The 16,398-nt window shown below is 67.1% G+C and carries 15 protein-coding genes; 11 read left to right on the top strand and 4 right to left on the bottom strand.

From position 1 onward, the window contains the following. The first annotated feature begins 51 nt into the window (after nt 1–51). Nucleotides 52–867 carry an undecaprenyl-diphosphate phosphatase gene (gene bacA, locus I6L39_RS07525; RefSeq protein ID WP_042078741.1) on the top strand — a complete coding sequence of 272 codons (816 nt, stop codon included), beginning with the start codon at nt 52–54 and terminating at the stop codon, nt 865–867. A 61-nt stretch (nt 868–928) separates the two neighbouring features. On the opposite strand, the gene I6L39_RS07520 is transcribed toward bacA, so the two are convergent. The 3 genes from I6L39_RS07520 to I6L39_RS07510 all read right to left on the bottom strand — a co-directional run bounded on the left by I6L39_RS07520 (nt 929) and on the right by I6L39_RS07510 (nt 2,843). Next, nucleotides 929–1,594, bottom strand: coding sequence for a ChrR family anti-sigma-E factor (locus I6L39_RS07520; RefSeq protein ID WP_216991456.1), 666 nt, complete (start codon nt 1,592–1,594; stop codon nt 929–931). Continuing rightward, the gene (locus I6L39_RS07515) at nt 1,587–2,156 is read right to left on the bottom strand and encodes a sigma-70 family RNA polymerase sigma factor (protein ID WP_216991455.1); all 570 of its coding nucleotides are present in this window, start codon (nt 2,154–2,156) and stop codon (nt 1,587–1,589) included. The genes I6L39_RS07520 and I6L39_RS07515 overlap by 8 nt, the downstream gene beginning before the upstream one ends. A 120-nt stretch (nt 2,157–2,276) precedes the next feature. After that, nucleotides 2,277–2,843 carry an LON peptidase substrate-binding domain-containing protein gene (locus tag I6L39_RS07510; RefSeq protein WP_209794335.1) on the bottom strand — a complete coding sequence of 189 codons (567 nt, stop codon included), beginning with the start codon at nt 2,841–2,843 and terminating at the stop codon, nt 2,277–2,279. Between the two features lie 314 nt (nt 2,844–3,157). On the opposite strand from I6L39_RS07510, the gene argS reads away from it, so the two are divergent. The 4 genes from argS (at nt 3,158) to hslU (ending at nt 7,857) form a co-directional block, all read left to right on the top strand. Next, nucleotides 3,158–4,903 (top strand): arginine--tRNA ligase, encoded by a 1,746-nt coding sequence (gene argS, locus I6L39_RS07505; RefSeq protein WP_216991454.1) that lies wholly within the window; start codon nt 3,158–3,160, stop codon nt 4,901–4,903. A gap of 3 nt (nt 4,904–4,906) precedes the next feature. Then, nucleotides 4,907–5,755 (top strand): SPOR domain-containing protein, encoded by an 849-nt coding sequence (locus I6L39_RS07500; protein WP_216991453.1) that lies wholly within the window; start codon nt 4,907–4,909, stop codon nt 5,753–5,755. Between the two features lie 186 nt (nt 5,756–5,941). Beyond that, on the top strand, nt 5,942–6,475 hold the full coding sequence (gene hslV, locus I6L39_RS07495; protein WP_042078734.1) for an ATP-dependent protease subunit HslV: 534 nt from the start codon (nt 5,942–5,944) through the stop codon (nt 6,473–6,475). Between the two features lie 53 nt (nt 6,476–6,528). Beyond that, nucleotides 6,529–7,857 (top strand): HslU--HslV peptidase ATPase subunit, encoded by a 1,329-nt coding sequence (gene hslU / locus I6L39_RS07490; protein WP_042078733.1) that lies wholly within the window; start codon nt 6,529–6,531, stop codon nt 7,855–7,857. Between the two features lie 144 nt (nt 7,858–8,001). Here the strand turns inward: hslU and I6L39_RS07485 are convergent, their stop codons facing one another. After that, nucleotides 8,002–9,426 carry an MFS transporter gene (locus I6L39_RS07485; RefSeq protein ID WP_216991452.1) on the bottom strand — a complete coding sequence of 475 codons (1,425 nt, stop codon included), beginning with the start codon at nt 9,424–9,426 and terminating at the stop codon, nt 8,002–8,004. A 164-nt stretch (nt 9,427–9,590) separates the two neighbouring features. Between I6L39_RS07485 and I6L39_RS07480 the strand changes: the two genes are divergently transcribed. The 6 genes from I6L39_RS07480 to I6L39_RS07455 all read left to right on the top strand — a co-directional run bounded on the left by I6L39_RS07480 (nt 9,591) and on the right by I6L39_RS07455 (nt 16,308). After that, nucleotides 9,591–10,514, top strand: a complete 924-nt coding sequence (locus I6L39_RS07480; protein WP_216991766.1) for a LysR family transcriptional regulator — start codon at nt 9,591–9,593, stop codon at nt 10,512–10,514. Between the two features lie 257 nt (nt 10,515–10,771). Further along, entirely contained in the window at nt 10,772–11,404 is a 633-nt protein-coding gene (locus tag I6L39_RS07475; protein ID WP_216991451.1) for a TetR/AcrR family transcriptional regulator, read from the top strand. Next, nucleotides 11,401–12,369: a secretion protein HlyD gene (gene hlyD, locus I6L39_RS07470; protein WP_216991450.1), complete on the top strand. Its 969-nt coding sequence runs from the start codon at nt 11,401–11,403 to the stop codon at nt 12,367–12,369. Before I6L39_RS07475 ends, hlyD begins: the two co-directional genes overlap by 4 nt. Next, a complete protein-coding gene (locus I6L39_RS07465) occupies nt 12,366–14,105 on the top strand; it encodes an ATP-binding cassette domain-containing protein (protein WP_216991449.1) in 1,740 nt (579 codons plus the stop codon). The genes hlyD and I6L39_RS07465 overlap by 4 nt, the downstream gene beginning before the upstream one ends. After that, nucleotides 14,102–15,217, top strand: coding sequence for an ABC transporter permease (locus I6L39_RS07460; protein WP_216991448.1), 1,116 nt, complete (start codon nt 14,102–14,104; stop codon nt 15,215–15,217). The genes I6L39_RS07465 and I6L39_RS07460 overlap by 4 nt, the downstream gene beginning before the upstream one ends. A 2-nt stretch (nt 15,218–15,219) precedes the next feature. After that, entirely contained in the window at nt 15,220–16,308 is a 1,089-nt protein-coding gene (locus tag I6L39_RS07455; RefSeq protein WP_216991447.1) for an ABC transporter permease, read from the top strand. The last annotated feature ends 90 nt before the right edge of the window (nt 16,309–16,398 follow it).

Here is a 16,398-nt window from a genome sequence, read left to right as displayed (position 1 = left end):
CCCTGTTCGGGGCTGATTTTATCCAGACCCATCAACCAAGAGATCTGCACCATGACCGAATCCTACGCCCTGTTTGTCGCCTTCGTGCTGGGCATAGTGGAAGGCCTGACCGAGTTTCTGCCCGTTTCCTCCACCGGCCACATGATCATCGTCGGCCACCTGCTCGGTTTTGAGGGGCCCAAGGCCGCCACCTTCGAGGTGGTGATCCAGCTGGGCTCCATCCTGGCGGTGGTCGTCATGTTCTGGCGCCGCCTGTTCGGTCTCATCGGCATCCACTTCGGCCAGAAGCCGCCGAAGGGCCAGGCCACCCTGTCGCTGGTGCACATCATCCTCGGCATGCTGCCCGCCGTGGTCATCGGGCTGGTCATCCACAGCTGGATCAAGGCCCATCTGTTCGGCCCCCAGACCGTGATGTATGCCCTGGTGGCCGGCGGCATCCTGCTCATCATCGCCGAGAAGTTCCGTCCGGCGGTTCGCGCCGAGACGCTTGACGACATCAGCTACAAGCAGGCCTTCGGCATCGGCCTGTTCCAGTGCCTGGCGCTCTGGCCCGGCTTCTCCCGCTCCGGCGCCACCATCAGCGGCGGCATGCTGATGGGGATCAGCCGCCACGCGGCGGCCGAGTTCTCCTTCATCATGGCGGTGCCCATGATGATCGCGGCCAGCGGCCTGGATCTCTACAAGAGCCGTGACTTCCTCTCCATGGCCGACTTCCCCATGTTTGCGGTGGGTTTCGTCACCGCCTTCGTGGTGGCCATGATCGCCATCAAGACCTTCCTGGCGCTGATCCGTCGCCTCGACTTCATCCCGTTCGCCATCTACCGCTTCGTGGTGGCCTTCGCCGTCTACCTGGTGTTTGTGGCCTGATCACCATGCCGTGGAACGAGAAAGGGACCCTGAGGGTCCCTTTTTTATTGCCATTGAGGGCTCAGTAGAGGCGATGGCTGATGCCGTTGAGCAGCCGCGACAGCCCCTTGGTGAACTGCACGGGCGCATCCTGCACCGTGTAGCAGAGGCAGCCGTCCGGGGTGTGCGGACTGTGGGCGTGGCTGGCGTCGCGCCAGATGAAATCCCCGGCCTGATAGCGGGTGTCGCCATCTTCTATGGTGCCCGCCAGCAGCAGGGTCAGCTCATAGCCCCTGTGGGTGTGCTCGGGGATGCGGCCGCCCGCCTCGATGTGGAGCAGGCTGGCGCGGGCCCCCATCTCGTCGAGCGGCAGGCTGTGCTGGCGAATGGCGCCGATGTGGCGCCACCTGGGGTCATGGTACCTGGCCAGCACCCGTGGCAGGCGGTAGCTGTGACCCGCCACCCGCAGCTCGGGCCGGGGGCTCGCCGGGGGCTCCCGCTCGGCCGCCGTCGCCACCGGCTGATGCAGTATCCCGGCCAGCATGGCATCGAACCCGGCCGGCAGCGCCTCGTCCGGCTCGGCGGGCGCCAGGTGCTCGCGGGCCAGCTCCTCTTCGCAATCCTTGACCCGGGCGGCGCAGTCCGGGCAGAGCTCGCAATGGGCGGAGACGCCGACGGCCAGCGGCAGTGGCAGCTCGTCGGCGGCGAAGGCGCGCAGCATGAGTGCAGTCGGATGGGTCTTAATCATGGCCTTGCTCCACTTGTTCCTTCAGTTTCTGTAATGCCAGCCGGAGGCGGGACTTGATGGTACCGAGCGGCACGCCGAGCCGGTCTGCCAGCTCCTGCTGGGAGAGCTCCTGCAGATAGATGCCGCGCACCACCTGCTGCTGCGGCTCCGGCAGGGTGGCCACATAGTGGGCCATCTGGCGGGTCAGCACGGCGTCCTCGCCCCCGCTCAGGTGCTCCTCCTCCGCCCTGAACTCCAGCAGGGGCCAGATCTCCTCGGCGCACAGCTCCTCCTTGCTGGCGCGGCGGCGGCGCAGCATGTCGAAGCTCTGGTTGCGCATCACCGTATAGATCCAGGTGGTCGGCGCCCCCTTGTCGGGGTGGTAGAGGCGCGCCTTCTGCCACACCAGCAGCATGGTCTCCTGGACCAGCTCCATGGCGTTGGCCTCGCTGCCGAGGTGGCGCAGCCCGTAGCTGCGGATGCGCGGGGCGAAGTGTTGAAACAGGGTGGCGAAGGCAGCCTTGTCGGCCTGCTCGGCCACCCGGATGAGTAGAGATGTCAGATCGCCATCTGGGTTGTCCATGGGGGGCGATGTCCTGCGTGGAGCCGATTGTGGTTGGCCAGTATATGCCATTGCGCCATCCCTCGCGTGTCGTGGTCTTCACCAGTACGTGCGGGAAGGAAAAAGGATCACCCCGGACTGTCAGTGGCTGGCGACCAGCAGGCCGCTCAGCAGGGAGAGGGCGGGCTGGTTGTCCTTGGCCGCGACCAGCCACTGCTTCTGCTCCACCGGGATGGGCAGCACCTCCAGCCAGCGCTGGGCCACCCAGCTCGCGTCCTCCCAGTCCGGCTCGGGATAGAGGGCCGCGTATTCGGGGTAGTCGTTGAACACGTCCTGCAACGCCTTGGCCAGGGAGTGCTGGTCGGCCTTGAGCCGGCCGCTCTGCCAGGGGGGCAGCGGCTCCACCTCGCCGACCCGCAGGCCGTCCTCTTCCTGCCACAGATCGGTGATCCTGACCCGCTCCACCCCGAGCACTGTGATGCCGAGCAGGCCGTCAGGCAGCAGATCGAAGTCGATGATCCGCACCCGGGTGGCGATGGGATACATGTTGCGCAGCGCATCGGGCTGGCGGGGATCCAGCATGCAGAGCGCGAACTCCCGCTCCCGGGACTCGGCGATCATGCGCTGGTATCTGGGCTCGAAGATGCGCAGCGGCATGATGCCGCCGGGCAGCAGGTGAGCGGAGAGTGGAAACAGTACCAGTGTCATGGGAATCGTCCTCCAGCGGCTTCCTCTAAGGATACGACCGCCGTAGGCAGCGAGATCATTCAGACCGAAACGGTATAAATAGCCCCGCAATAATCAGGGGAAAATAGCCTGGACAAGCCGCTTCGATATGCAGTAGAAATGGATAACCACCACTTATTCAAATCAATATCCTGCCATGTGGTGGAAAACGCAGTGAAATATCCGTCGCACCCACGGGTACGGGCCGTTCCTATAGTTTTCTCGGCCCGATGCGGGTAAAATTCACGCCCTTATCCAGTCAGTCATTTTTCGACGCGCAACCTCGGTGGTCAGTTATGAAAGAGCATATTCATCATCTACTTGAACAAACGGTAGCCAATCTCAAGTCTGTGGGCGTCCTGCCGGCGGACCTGGAAGCCCGCGTGCAAGTAGACCGATGCAAGGAGAAGGCTCACGGCGACCTGGCCACCAACCTGGCCATGCTGCTGGCCAAACCGGCCCGCAAGAATCCCCGCGAGCTGGCCGCCGCCATCATCGAGCACCTGCCCGCCTCCGATCTGATCGCCAAGGTCGAGATCGCCGGCCCCGGCTTCATCAACTTCTTCTTCGACACGAGCTGGCTGGCCGGCCAGGTGGAAGCCATGGTGACCAGCGCCAACGCCAACGTGCGCCTGCCCGCGCCGCAGACCGTGGTGGTGGACTACTCCGCCCCCAACGTGGCCAAAGAGATGGCGGTGCACCACATCCGTTCCACCGTGCTCGGTGACGTGGCCGCCCGCGCCCTGGAGTTCCTCGGCCACAAGGTGATCCGCGCCAACCACATCGGCGACTGGGGCACCCAGTTCGGCATGCTGATCGCCTACCTGGAGAAGATGGCCAACGAGCACGCCTCCGACATGGAGCTGCGCGATCTGGAGGCCTTCTACACCCAGGCCAAGCGTCACTACGACGAAGACGAAGCCTTCGCCGAGCGCGCGCGCAACTACGTGGTCAAGCTGCAGGGTGGCGATGAGTACTGCCGTACCATGTGGAAGAAGCTGGTCGACATGACCATGGAGCAGAACCAGCGCAACTACGACCGCCTGAACGTCTCCCTGACCAACAAGGACATCATGGGCGAGTCCATGTACAACGACATGCTGCCCCAGATCGTCGCCGACCTGAAGGCCAAGGGCCTCGCGGTCGAGAGCGAAGGGGCCACCGTCGTCTTCCTGGACGAGTTCAAGAACAAGGATGGCGAGCCCATGGGGGTCATCATCCAGAAGAGCGACGGCGGCTTCCTCTACACCACCACCGACATCGCCTGTGCCAAGTACCGTTACGAGACCCTGGGCGCCGACCGGGTGATGTACTTCATCGACTCCCGTCAGCACCAGCACCTGATGCAGGCCTGGACCATCACCCGCAAGGCGGGCTATGTGCCGGAGTCCGTGCCCCTCGAGCACCACGCCTTCGGCATGATGCTGGGCAAGGATGGCCGCCCCTACAAGACCCGCTCCGGCGGCACCGTCAAGCTGGTCGACCTGCTGAACGAGGCGGAAGAGCGCGCGAGCGCCCTGCTGGAGAGCCGCAACAGCGACCTCTCCGCCGAAGAGAAGGCCGAGGTGGTCCACGCCATCGCCATGGGCGCGGTCAAGTATGCGGATCTCTCCAAGAACCGCACCACGGACTACATCTTCGACTGGGATCTGATGCTCTCCTTTGAAGGCAACACGGCCCCCTACCTGCAGTACGCCTACACCCGGATCCAGTCCATCTTCCGCAAGGCCGGCGTCGATGCCGACACCCTGAGCGGCAAGGTGGTCCTGGCCGAAGAGGCGGAAGAGACCCTGGCCCAGAAGCTGATCCAGTTCTCCGACGCGGTCAACGGCGTGGCTGACAAGGGGATGCCGCACCTTCTGTGCACATATCTCTATGAATTGTCTGGCAACTTTATGACCTTCTACGAAGCCTGCCCGATCAACAAGGACGGCGTGGACGAGGCGACCCGCCAGAGCCGTCTGCTGCTGTGTGCCGCCACTGCCAAGGTGCTCAAGCTGGGCCTGGGCGTGCTGGGCATCCACACCCTGGAGCGCATGTAATAGATGGCGACCCGGGATTACGTCGGCAACAGCCCGAGACGACGGGCGGGTGGCCGTAACATCAAGAAAGCGGCGCCTCGCCGCTTTCCTGTTATCCCGGCACTGCTGGCCGGGGCCCTGGTGGTCGGCTTCGGCGCCTTCCTCTACCTCATCAACGGCAAGGGAGCCGACGCCCCCACCATCGAGGAGCAGGTGAAGGCCAACAAGCCCAAGGCGCAGGGCAATGGCCTGCCCCAGGAGAAGTGGAGCTACATCGAGCGGCTGGAGAACAAGCAGGTGGACATCATAGAGCCGCCGCCCCAGCCGGGCGTGCTGCCGCCGCCACCCGCCGAGACCCTGACCCTGCAGCCGGAGAAGCTGCCGCAACCCGTGCCGACCGAGATCCCCCAGCCGGGGACCCCCATCGGCCAGGCCAAGCCGTACCAGCCGCAGCCGGTGCAACCGACCAAGCCGGCCACCGGTGCCCCGGTCGCCAGCGCCCGGGAACAGGTGATCGACCAGAAGGCCGAGCGTGAACGGATGGAGCGGGAGATCCGCGCCGAGCTGGAACGGGAACGGGCCGAGGCCGCCAGGGCCAAGGCAGCGACCCAGACTGCACAGACCGCAGCCGCCGACGGCGGTCGCTACATGATGCAGTGCGCCGCCCTGCGCTCCCAGGACTCCGCGGAGTCGCTCAAGGCGCGCATCGCCTTCACCGCCGGCCTCTCCTCCAGTCTGCAGGTGGTCAACGGGGCCGGTGGCGCCGTCTATAAGGTGATGGTGGGCCCCTTCAACGGCAAGGCGGCGGCCGACGCGGCCAACCGCAAGCTGCAGGGCTCCGGCATCAGCGGCTGCATCCCCAAGAAGGGGTGATCGCCGCTTGCCAGGCACAGGGCCGGGTGACAACACCCGGCCCTGTTTCTTTCGACCCCCTTCCTGATCCCCTCTCTTCCCTCCCTCGATCCGGTCACTGAACAGGCTTGAAAAGCCGGTTGGCCATCCCCATCTTTGTTGCCATGCACAGTCAGGCCGTCATTCGGCTCAAGCGAGGTAAATGAAGTGACTACCATAGTTTCAGTTCGCCGCAACGGTCAGGTCGTCATCGGTGGCGATGGCCAGGTCTCCCTTGGCAACACCGTCATGAAGGGCAATGCCCGCAAGGTTCATCGCCTCTACAACGGCAAGGTGCTGGCAGGTTTCGCCGGCGGCACCGCCGACGCCTTCACCCTGCTCGAACGCTTCGAAGCCAAGCTGCAGGCCCACCAGGGCAACCTGGAGCGCGCCGCCGTGGCGCTGGCCAAGGACTGGCGCACCGACCGCGCCCTGCGCCGCCTTGAGGCCCTGCTGGCGGTCGCGGACGAGCACAAGTCCTTCATCATCACCGGCAACGGTGACGTGGTGCAGCCGGAGCACGATCTCATCGCCATCGGCAGCGGCGGCAACTTCGCCCAGTCCGCCGCCATCGCCCTGCTGGAGAACACGGACCTCGACGCCAAGAGCATCGTCGAGAAGGCCCTCAAGATCGCGGGCGACATCTGCGTGTTCACCAACCAGCACCACACAGTGGAAGTGCTGGACTACAGCGCCAAGTAAGCGCCCCCTCTTCTTAGGGGCGGCCAGGCCGCCCCCGACACAGGAATCCCATCATGTCCGAGATGACCCCGAGAGAAATCGTCCACGAGCTGGACCGACACATCATTGGTCAGGCCGATGCCAAGCGCGCGGTCGCCGTCGCCCTGCGCAACCGCTGGCGCCGGATGCAACTCAATGAGGAGATGCGCCACGAGGTGACCCCGAAGAACATCCTGATGATAGGCCCGACCGGCGTCGGCAAGACCGAAATCGCCCGCCGCCTGGCCAAGCTGGCCAACGCCCCCTTCATCAAGGTGGAGGCGACCAAGTTCACCGAGGTGGGCTATGTGGGCAAGGAAGTGGACAGCATCATCCGCGATCTGACCGACGTCGCCATCAAGCTGGTGCGCGAGACCGAGATGGAGAAGATGAAATACCGCGCCGAGGAGGCCGCCGAGGAGCGCATCCTCGACGCCCTGCTGCCAAACCCGCGCAACAGCTGGGGCGAGGAGGAGAAAGCCGACAACTCCAACACCCGCCAGATCTTCCGCAAGAAGCTGCGGGAAGGCCAGCTGGATGACAAGGAGATCGAGCTGGATCTGGCCGCCACCCCCATGGGCGTCGAGATCATGACCCCGCCGGGCATGGAAGAGATGGCGAACCAGCTGCAGGGGCTGTTCCAGAACCTGGGCCAGGGCCAGAAGAAGAAGCGCAAGGTCAAGGTCAAGGAGGCCATGAAGGCGCTGATCGAAGAGGAAGCAGCCCGCCTGGTCAACCCGGAAGAGCTCAAGCAGAAGGCCATCGCCTCCGTCGAGAACAACGGCATCGTCTTCCTCGACGAGATCGACAAGATCTGCAAGCGCGGCGAGAGTTCGGGCCCGGACGTCTCCCGTGAAGGGGTCCAGCGCGACCTGCTGCCCCTGGTCGAGGGCTGCACCGTCAACACCAAGCACGGCATGGTCAAGACAGACCACATCTTGTTCGTCGCCTCCGGCGCCTTCCAGATCGCCAAGCCGTCCGACCTCATCCCCGAGCTGCAGGGGCGCCTGCCGATCCGGGTCGAGCTGACAGCGCTGACCACCGAAGACTTCGAGCGCATCCTGACCGAGCCGAACGCCTCCCTGACCGATCAGTACCAGGCGCTGATGGCCACCGAAGGGGTCAAGATCGAGTTCACCCAGGACGGCATCCGCCGTCTGGCCGAGGCGGCCTGGCAGGTCAACGAGCGCACCGAGAACATAGGTGCCCGCCGTCTGCACACCGTGATGGAGCGCCTGATGGAAGACATCTCCTTCGATGCCTCCGAGCAGTCCGGCGCGACCTTCGTCATCGACACCGACTACGTCAACGCCCACCTCGGCAAGCTGATTGAAGACGAGGACCTGAGCCGCTTTATCCTGTAACAGGTTGATAGAAAAAGAGAGTCTGAGCGGTTCAGTATCCTGTAACAGACTGATCGAAGACGAAGTTCTGAGTGGTTTAATAGCCTGTAAGCGAACCACTCAATCTCATAGCAAGACGCCTCCCCTGTGGAGGCGTCTTCGTTTTCAGCGCTCTCCCAACTCGCGGCCGTCCCGGGTCGCGTCACCCTGCACGACACACTCCCCTCTTCCCGCCAGCCAGAATGCCGTCACCAGCAGCAAGGCCGTCAGGGCGAAGGTGACCCGGGTGGCGAACACCAGCTCGTCCGCCGTGGCCGTGGCGAGATCGGGCCGCCCCACCAGGGTGGCGAACAGGGCACCCAGCCCCGCCGCCCCCGTCAGCTGGCCCAGATTGCGCGACAGGGTCAGCAGGCCGGCCACGGCCCCCCTGCTCCGCTCATCCACACCACCCACCACGGCGCTGTTGTTGGCGGTCTGGAACAGGGCGTAGCCGGCGGTCAGCAGCAGGATGGGCAGCAGGTAGCCGAGGGGGCCGAGGGCCGATCCCGGGAGGACGAGACAGGTCACGGCCCCCACCATGAGCAGCAGCCCCAGCCGCACCACCAGCCGCGAACCCAACCTATCCACCAGCCAGCCGGCGGGCATGCCGGACAACGCCGCCAGCAGGGGGCCGCCCGAGATCATCAGGCCCACGGTGCCCATGTCGAGGGCGAAGACCCCGTGCAGGTAGAAGGGGCCGATGAGCAGGGTCACCACCATGACGCTGGCCACCAGGGCGCTGGCGACGATGCCGTTGCGCCGCCCGGCATCCCCCGGCAGCCCTGGCGGCAACAGGGGCGCGTGGGCCCGCGCCTCGAGGCGCACAAACAGCGTGGTCGCCAGCAGGGCCCCCAGCCCAGCCCAGATCCCGGCCAGGCCACCCCACGTCAGCGCCAGCCCGTAGCAGAGCAGCGCAACCACCAGCGCCAGCAGGCCGGGGAGAGGGAGCTCGCCCCGGGACGGATGCCCGTCATCCGGCGGCAGACCGCCCCAAAGACACCCAGACGCCAGTAGCCCGAGGGGGAGCAGCAGCAGGAAGGGGGCCTGCCAGCCAAATCCGGCGATCAGCAGACCGCCGAACGAGGGGCCGAGCGCCGTGCCGCAGGCCGACAGGGTGCCGAGCAACCCCATGCCCCAGCCGCGTCGGGCCGGCGGCACCAGCTGCCCCACCATGGCCAGCGAGAGCACCAGCATGCAGGCCGCTCCCGCCCCTTGCAGGGCACGGGCCGCGATCAGCCAGCCGATGGAGGGCGCCAGGGCGCACAGCAGGGAGGCCAGCACGAACACCCCGGAGCCCCAGAGCAGCAGGCGACGGCGACCGAGACGATCGCCGAGCCGACCGGCCACCACCGTCAGGCAGGTGATCCCCAGCAGATAGGCCACCAGCACCCACTGCAGGCTGGCAAAGGGCACCGCAAATACCGGCCCCAGGGCAGGCAGCACCAGGTTGGCCATGCTCCCCGCCAGCATGGGCAGCAGGGTGGCGAGCCCGAGCCCCGCGAGCCCCAGGCGGTGCGTCACGGGAGGGGAAACGAGAGGCTTTGTGGACATGGCAGTATCTCCGGCAAGTGATGATGCCGACAAGGCTAGTGGGCACGCTGACAAGGCGGAAGACGCACGGCTTGCAGCGTATAGCTGCACCAGACGCCATATCAAAGAGCCGCAGCTCGCGTATGATGGGAAGACTCACAAGTACCGGCTGCGAGGGCAAGACCATGACCACACCCGATCTCAACCTGCTGCTCACCCTGGAGGCCCTGCTGGAGGAAGGCAGCGTGGCCGGCGCCGCCAGACGCCTCTCCCTGAGCCCCTCCGCCATGAGCCGGGCCCTGGCCAGGCTGCGGGAGACCACGGGGGATCCCCTGCTGGTGCGGGCCGGCCGTGGCCTGGTACCGACCCCCAGGGCGCGGGAGTTGGGCGAACGAGTCGGCCGGCTGGTGCAGGAGGCCCGAAGCGTGCTGCGTCCCCAGCAAGCGGTGGATCCGGCGAGCCTGGTGCGCACCTTTCGCCTGAGATCCAGCGACGGCTTCGTGGAGGCGGTCGGTCCCGCCCTGCTGGCCCGCCTCGCCGCCGAGGCCCCCGGAGTGCGACTCCATTTTCTGGCCAAGCCCGACAAGGAGAGCGGCCCCTTGCGCCGCGGCGAGCTGGACTTCGAGACCGGGGTGATAGGCGCACAGACGGCGCCCGAGCTGCGTACCCAGGCCCTGTTTCAGGACCACTTCGTCGCCGTGGTGCGCCCGGATCACCCGCTCTGCGACGGTCCCCTGACCGCGGCCCGCTATGCCGCCGCCCGCCACGTACTGGTGTCCCGCCGGGGTCAACTCCACGGCCCCGTCGACGAGGTGCTCGCCACACAGGGACTGACGCGGACCATTGCGACCCTGGTGCCCGGTTTTGCCACGGCGCTGGCCCTGGTGCGCGGCAGCGATCTGGTAGCGACCGTGCCCAGATTGCACTGCGCCAGCCTGCTCGGCGACCTGGTCACCCTGCCCCTGCCCTTCTCGCTGCCCGGGATCCGGGTCGCCCTGCTCTGGCACCCCAGCCAGGATGCGGACCCAGCCCACCGCTGGCTGCGCACCCTGATACGCGAGACCTGCGCCCGTCCGCCTTATCGAACAAGGGTCGCCGACACGCCATAACACCGGCAGCGCAGCCTGAATCGGAGAGACCTGCGCCCGCCCTCCTTCTTATCGGACCGAGATCGCCGATACCCCATAGCGCCGGCTGCGCGGCCTGGATCGGTGAGCCCCCTCTTCCTTCTTATCGGACGGCGATCGCCGACCTCCCATAGCGCTCGCGGATCACACTGCTGAAAAAAATCCCGCCACCCACTTCCGCTATTTTTATACGCACGTATAATTACGTGCAAAGTTTGTACACCAGGAGCGATCGCAGGATGCACCCGACCCGTCAGAAACTGCTCGATACCGGCCTTGCCATCGCCACCGACAAGGGACTGCGCGGCCTCACGGTGCGCGAGCTGGCGACGGCGGCCGAGGTCAATCTCGGCACCTTCGTCTATCACTTCGGCAACCGCGACGCCTATATCGACGAGCTGGTGGAGCTCTGGTACGCCCCCCTCTACGACGAGCTCAAGGCGGTGGCGGCCCGCAGCGCCTACCCCTCTGCCCTGGCAACCTTCGAGGCCACCATGGAGGCGCTGATCACCCTGGTGGCCCGCCAGCGTGGCTTCATCAACCACCTGTTTGGCGACGCCCTGGCCGGCGAGAACGCGGCCCAGCGCTTTCTGCTGAGCCTGCCGCGCCGCCACCCCCTGCTGCTGCTCGAACAGGTGCAAAAAGCGCAGGCGGAAGGATCCCTGGTGGCGGCCAACCCCTTGCAGCTGATGATCTTCATCATGGGTTCCGTGGGCCTGCCCCTCGTGATCGCCGGTGGCGGGCGCCAGCTCGGCTGGCTGCCCAGGGAAGCCGCGCCCTTCCTCGCCCAGATCGACAACCCCGAGGCTGCCCGGCAGCGGCTGGCGTGGGCCCTGCGTGGCCTGCGCCCCACCGAAGGAGAAGCGGTATGAAACAACGCATTGCGCTGGTGGCCCTCCTATTGGCCCTGATCGGCGGCTACCTCTGGTGGCAGGGCCGGCCCGCCGACGGCTCCCTCCTCTACGGCAACGTCGACATCCGCGACGTCAATCTGGCCTTTCGGGTCGGGGGGCGCGTCGAACGGGTGCTGGTGGATGAGGGGGACGGGGTGAAAGCCGGCCAGCCACTGGCCCGCCTGGATCCGGCGCCCCTCACCCACAGCCGCGACAGTGCCCGCGCCAATCTGGCCGCGATTAGTGCCTCCAACGCCTTGATGCACAAGGGGTATCGCAGCGAGGAGACGGACCGCGCCCGGGCCGAGCTGGCGGCCGCCGAGGCCGCCGCGCTGGAGGCCGACAAGCAGTGGCGCCGCCAGAGCGCCCTGGCGGCCACCGGCGCCATCTCCCGCGGCCAGCTCGACAGCGCCCGCTCCCAGCGGGATCAGACCCAGGCCAGGGTGCGCGCCGCCCGCGAGCAGCTCGCCCAGCTCGAGACCGGCTACCGCCCCGAGGAGATCGCCCAGTCCGACGCCCAACTGGACGGCGCCAAGGCGGCGCTGGCCAGCGCCGAGCTGGCGCTCGCCGACGCCGTGCTGACCGCCCCGAGCGACGGCATCATTCTGACCCGCGCCATCGAGCCAGGCACCCTGGTGCAACCGGGGGCCACCGCCTTCAACCTCTCCCTGACCGCGCCGGTCTGGGTGCGCGCCTATGTGGAGGAGCCCTGGCTTGGCCACTTCCCGAGCGGTGCCAGGGTGCAGCTCACCACCGACTCGCGGCCGGACAAGCCCTATCAGGGGGTGGTGGGCTTTGTCTCGCCCACCGCCGAGTTCACCCCGAAATCGGTGGAGACGCCGGATCTTCGCACCCACCTGGTCTACCGGCTGCGCATAGTGGTGCAGGATCCCGACCCGGCCCTGCGTCAGGGGATGCCGGTCACCGTCAGGCTGGCCCCATGAGCGCCGCCATCCGGCTCGAGGGGTTGACCAAGCGCTTTGGCGAGCGCGTGGCGCTGGATGCCATCTCGGCCACCATACCGAGCGGCGGCATCACGGGCCTGGTGGGACCGGACGGGGCGGGCAAGAGCACCCTGCTGCGCCTGCTCGCCGGCCTGCTGGTGCCGGAGGCGGGGCAGAGCCGGGTGCTGGGGCTGGATCCGGTGCAGGATGGCGATGCCTTGCGCCAGCGCCTCGGTTATATGCCCCAGCAGTTCGGGCTCTATGAAGATCTCAGCGTGCTGGAGAACCTCGCCCTCTACGCCGACTTGCGCGGTGTGGTGGAGCCCGAGCGCAGCACGACGTTTGCCCGGCTGCTCGCCTTCACCGATCTCGCCCGCTTCACCGCCAGGCCGGCGGGCAAGCTCTCGGGGGGCATGAAGCAGAAACTCGGGCTGGCCTGCGCCCTGCTCGGCACCCCGGATGTGCTGCTGCTGGACGAGCCCGGGGTCGGGGTCGACCCCATCTCCCGCCGCGCCCTGTGGAAGATGGTGCGCGAGCTCGCCCAGGGAGGCATGACGGTGCTCTGGAGCACCGCCTATCTCGATGAAGCTGAGCTCTGCGATCACGTGCTGCTGATGGCGGACGGCGAGCTGCGCACCAGCGGCACCCCGGCGGAACTCATGGGGGCCATGGCGCACCGCTGCTGGCTGCTGGAGGCGGGTAAGTTGGATGGCCGGGAGCGGCGCGCCCTGCTGCGCCGGGCGCTGGCCCACCCCGCCGTGATGGATGGCGCCGTGGCCGGGGAGCGGGTGCGCCTGCTGCTGCACGCCGGCGTGGCAACCCCCCCGCTGGCGGAGCTGGGGCTCTCTGAGGGGGCCTTCGTGCCGACCCCGGCGCGGCTGGAGGATGCCTTCATCGATCTGCTCGGCGGCGGCCCCGGCGGAGAGTCGAGCCTGGCGGCCGGGATGCGCGAGGCCGCGCTGCCGGCAGGGGTCTCCCCCGAAGCGGTGATCGAGGCGCGCCACCTCACCAAGCGTTTCGGCGACTTCGCGGCCACCGACGACGTCAGCTTCGCGGTGCGCCGGGGCGAGATCTTCGGCCTGCTCGGCCCCAACGGCGCCGGCAAGTCCACCACCTTCAAGATGGAGTGCGGCCTGCTGCGCCCAAGCGGTGGCCAGGCCCTGGTGACCGGCATCGATCTGGCCCGCAGCCCCTCGGCGGCGCGCCAGCACCTCGGCTACATGGCCCAGAAGTTCTCCCTCTACAAGCAGCTCACCGTGGCCCAGAACCTCGCCTTCTTCGCCGGCATCTACGGCCTGTTCGGTCGTGCCCAGCAGGCACGCATCGACGCCATGGTGACGGCCTTCGCCCTCGCCCCCTGGCTCGATCAGAAGGCGGAGTCCCTGCCGCTGGGGCTGCGCCAGCGCTTATCGCTGGCCTGCGCCCTGCTGCACGCGCCGCCGCTGCTGTTTCTCGACGAGCCCACCTCCGGAGTCGACCCTGTCACCCGGCGCGAGTTCTGGTCCCACATCAACGCCCTGGCCGATCACGGGGTGACCGTGCTGGTCACCACCCACTTCATGGACGAGGCGGAGTATTGCGACCGCATCGCCCTCATCTACCGCGGCAAGCTGCTGGCCCTCGGCACCCCGGACGAGCTCAAGGGGCTGGCCGCCAAAGACGCAGCAACTTCTTTACCCACCATGGAAGAGGCCTTTATCACTTTGGTCGAGCGGGCCGACGAGGAGACCCCATGAGCATTAGCCGTCGCCGCCTGCTGGCCCTCTGCCGCAAGGAGTCGCTGCAGATAGTGCGCGACCCGAGCAGCATACTGGTCGCCTTCATCATGCCGGTGGTGCTGCTGGTGGTGATGGGGTACGCCATCAACCTGGACGTGGACCACCTGCGCCTCGGGGTCTGGCGTGCCGACGGCGGGGCGCCGGCGATCCGCTTAGAGCAGGCTCTGCGCGGCTCCACCGCCCTGGAGGTGCAGGGTGGCCCGAGCAAGGAGGCACTGCTGGGGAGCCTTGAGCACGGCGAGATCCGGGGGCTGCTGGTGATCGACGAGGGCTTCTCCCGCGCCCTGGCCGGCCAGGGAGGGGGGACGGCGTCCATCGTCCTGCTCACCGACGGCACCGAGCCCAACACGGCGAACTTCGTCACCCACTATGTGCAGGGGATCTGGCAAGGCTGGCTTCTCGGTGAGGGCAAGCCCCAGAGCCAGCCGGTGGAGCTGCGCACCCGGGCCTGGTTCAATCCGGCGCTAGTGAGCCGCAACTTCCTGGTGCCGGGCTCCATCGCCGTGGTGATGACCATCATAGGCGCCCTGCTCACCTCCATGGTGGTGGCCAGGGAGTGGGAGCGCGGCACCATGGAGGCCCTGCTCGCCACCCCGGTGACCAGGACCGAGCTGCTGCTCTCCAAGCTCTTGCCCTATTACGGGCTCGGCATCGCCGCCATGCTCATCTGCCTGCTCTTCTCCGTGGTGGTGATGGGGGTACCCTGGCGCGGCTCCCTGGTCGTCCTGTTCCTGGTCACCAGCCTGTTTCTCGGCAGCGCCCTGGGGCTGGGGCTGTTTCTCTCCACCCTGATGCGCAGCCAGTTCAACGCCGCCCAGGCGGCCCTGACGGCGGCCTTCCTGCCGGCCATGATGCTCTCGGGCTTCGTGTTCGAGATCGCCAGCATGCCGCCTTGGCTTCGGGCCATCACTCACCTCATTCCGGCCCGCTACTTTGCCAGCTCCTTGCAGACCCTCTATCAGGCGGGCAACGTGCTGTCGATCCTGCTGGTCAACGCCCTCAGCCTGCTGCTGCTGGCGCTCTTCTGGCTCGCCCTCACCGCCCGCAAGACGCGGCGCACCCTGGAGTAAGCATGCTGACTCGACTCTGGTGGCTGGTGCGAAAAGAGCTCGCCATCCTGCTGGGCAACACCCAGGGGCGCTTCCTGCTGATCATGCCGGTGCTGCTGCAGACCGCCCTCTTCCCCTTCGCCGCCACCCTGGAGGTGACCGGCAACACGCTGGCCGTCTACAACCAGGACGGCGGCGCCGAGAGCCGCGAGCTGATCGAGCGCCTCACCCATATGCCCGCCTTCACCACCATCATTCCGGTGCAAGGCGAGGCGGGCATGACCGAGGCCATCACCGGGCAGCAGGCGCTGCTCGGGCTGATCATCCCCCCCGACTTCTCCCGCCGGCTGGCCCGCGGCGACACAGCCCCGCTGCAGCTTGTCATCGATGGGCGTCGCTCCAACGGCGGCCAGGTGGCGGCGGGCTACATCAGCCAGGTGATCGCCCGCTGGCAGAGCGAGGGGCGCGGCGCCCCCGAGCTGCCGATGCGCCACCTCTACAACCCCAACATCGAGTTTCGCTGGCACGTGCTCCCCTCCCTGGTGGCCATCATCACCACCATAGGCTGCCTCATCGTCACCGCACTCTCGGTGGCGCGGGAGCGGGAGGAGGGCACCTTCGACCAGCTGCTGGTCTCCCCCCTCACCCCGGGCTGGATCATGGCGGGCAAGGCGGTGCCCGGCATCCTGGTGGCGGTGGGACAGGGCACCATAGTCGCGCTGGCTGCCCGCTTCGTCTATCAGGTGCCCTTTTCCGGCAGCCTGACCCTGCTGCTGGCCGGCATGGTCTGCTACGGCCTGGCGCTCGCCGGGATCGGCCTCTTCATCTCCTCCCTCTGCACCACCCAGCAGCAGGCGTTTCTCGGGGTCTTCTGCTTCATGGTGCCGGCGGTGATCCTCTCTGGCTATGTCTCGCCGGTGGAGAACATGCCGACCCTGTTCCAGTGGCTGGCCGCCATCGACCCCCTGACCCACTTCATCGTGCTGCTCAAGGGGGTCTTCCTGAAGGGGCTGGGCTGGTCGGCCGCCTGGCCCCTGCTCTGGCCCCTGATCGCCATCGGCGGCATCAGCCTGTCCCTCGCGCTCGCCCTGTTCCGCCGCCATATTGCCTGACGCGCCACCTTGTTCAGCTGATGCCCATTGATACCGGTCTCGCCCAGTGCGAGACCGGCGTGTTGGCGGTAGATGTTTTCATCTCCCTCC

This window comes from Aeromonas sp. FDAARGOS 1409, assembly GCF_019048705.1.
Classification (GTDB): Bacteria; Pseudomonadota; Gammaproteobacteria; order Enterobacterales; family Aeromonadaceae; genus Aeromonas; species Aeromonas sanarellii.
This window is presented reverse-complemented; position numbering and strand designations above follow the sequence as displayed.

Excerpts from the sequence above, each read along its gene's own strand:
- I6L39_RS07475 (WP_216991451.1), top strand. The coding sequence starts at position 10,772 with ATGCACCCGACCCGTCAGAAACTGCTCGATACCGGCCTTGCCATCGCC.
- I6L39_RS07510 (WP_209794335.1), bottom strand. The coding sequence starts at position 2,843 with ATGACACTGGTACTGTTTCCACTCTCCGCTCACCTGCTGCCCGGCGGC.
- hlyD (WP_216991450.1), top strand. The coding sequence starts at position 11,401 with ATGAAACAACGCATTGCGCTGGTGGCCCTCCTATTGGCCCTGATCGGC.
- I6L39_RS07465 (WP_216991449.1), top strand. The coding sequence starts at position 12,366 with ATGAGCGCCGCCATCCGGCTCGAGGGGTTGACCAAGCGCTTTGGCGAG.
- I6L39_RS07480 (WP_216991766.1), top strand. The coding sequence starts at position 9,591 with ATGACCACACCCGATCTCAACCTGCTGCTCACCCTGGAGGCCCTGCTG.
- I6L39_RS07515 (WP_216991455.1), bottom strand. The coding sequence starts at position 2,156 with ATGGACAACCCAGATGGCGATCTGACATCTCTACTCATCCGGGTGGCC.
- bacA (WP_042078741.1), top strand. The coding sequence starts at position 52 with ATGACCGAATCCTACGCCCTGTTTGTCGCCTTCGTGCTGGGCATAGTG.
- I6L39_RS07485 (WP_216991452.1), bottom strand. The coding sequence starts at position 9,426 with ATGTCCACAAAGCCTCTCGTTTCCCCTCCCGTGACGCACCGCCTGGGG.
- hslU (WP_042078733.1), top strand. The coding sequence starts at position 6,529 with ATGTCCGAGATGACCCCGAGAGAAATCGTCCACGAGCTGGACCGACAC.
- argS (WP_216991454.1), top strand. The coding sequence starts at position 3,158 with ATGAAAGAGCATATTCATCATCTACTTGAACAAACGGTAGCCAATCTC.
- I6L39_RS07520 (WP_216991456.1), bottom strand. The coding sequence starts at position 1,594 with ATGATTAAGACCCATCCGACTGCACTCATGCTGCGCGCCTTCGCCGCC.
- I6L39_RS07455 (WP_216991447.1), top strand. The coding sequence starts at position 15,220 with ATGCTGACTCGACTCTGGTGGCTGGTGCGAAAAGAGCTCGCCATCCTG.
- I6L39_RS07460 (WP_216991448.1), top strand. The coding sequence starts at position 14,102 with ATGAGCATTAGCCGTCGCCGCCTGCTGGCCCTCTGCCGCAAGGAGTCG.
- I6L39_RS07500 (WP_216991453.1), top strand. The coding sequence starts at position 4,907 with ATGGCGACCCGGGATTACGTCGGCAACAGCCCGAGACGACGGGCGGGT.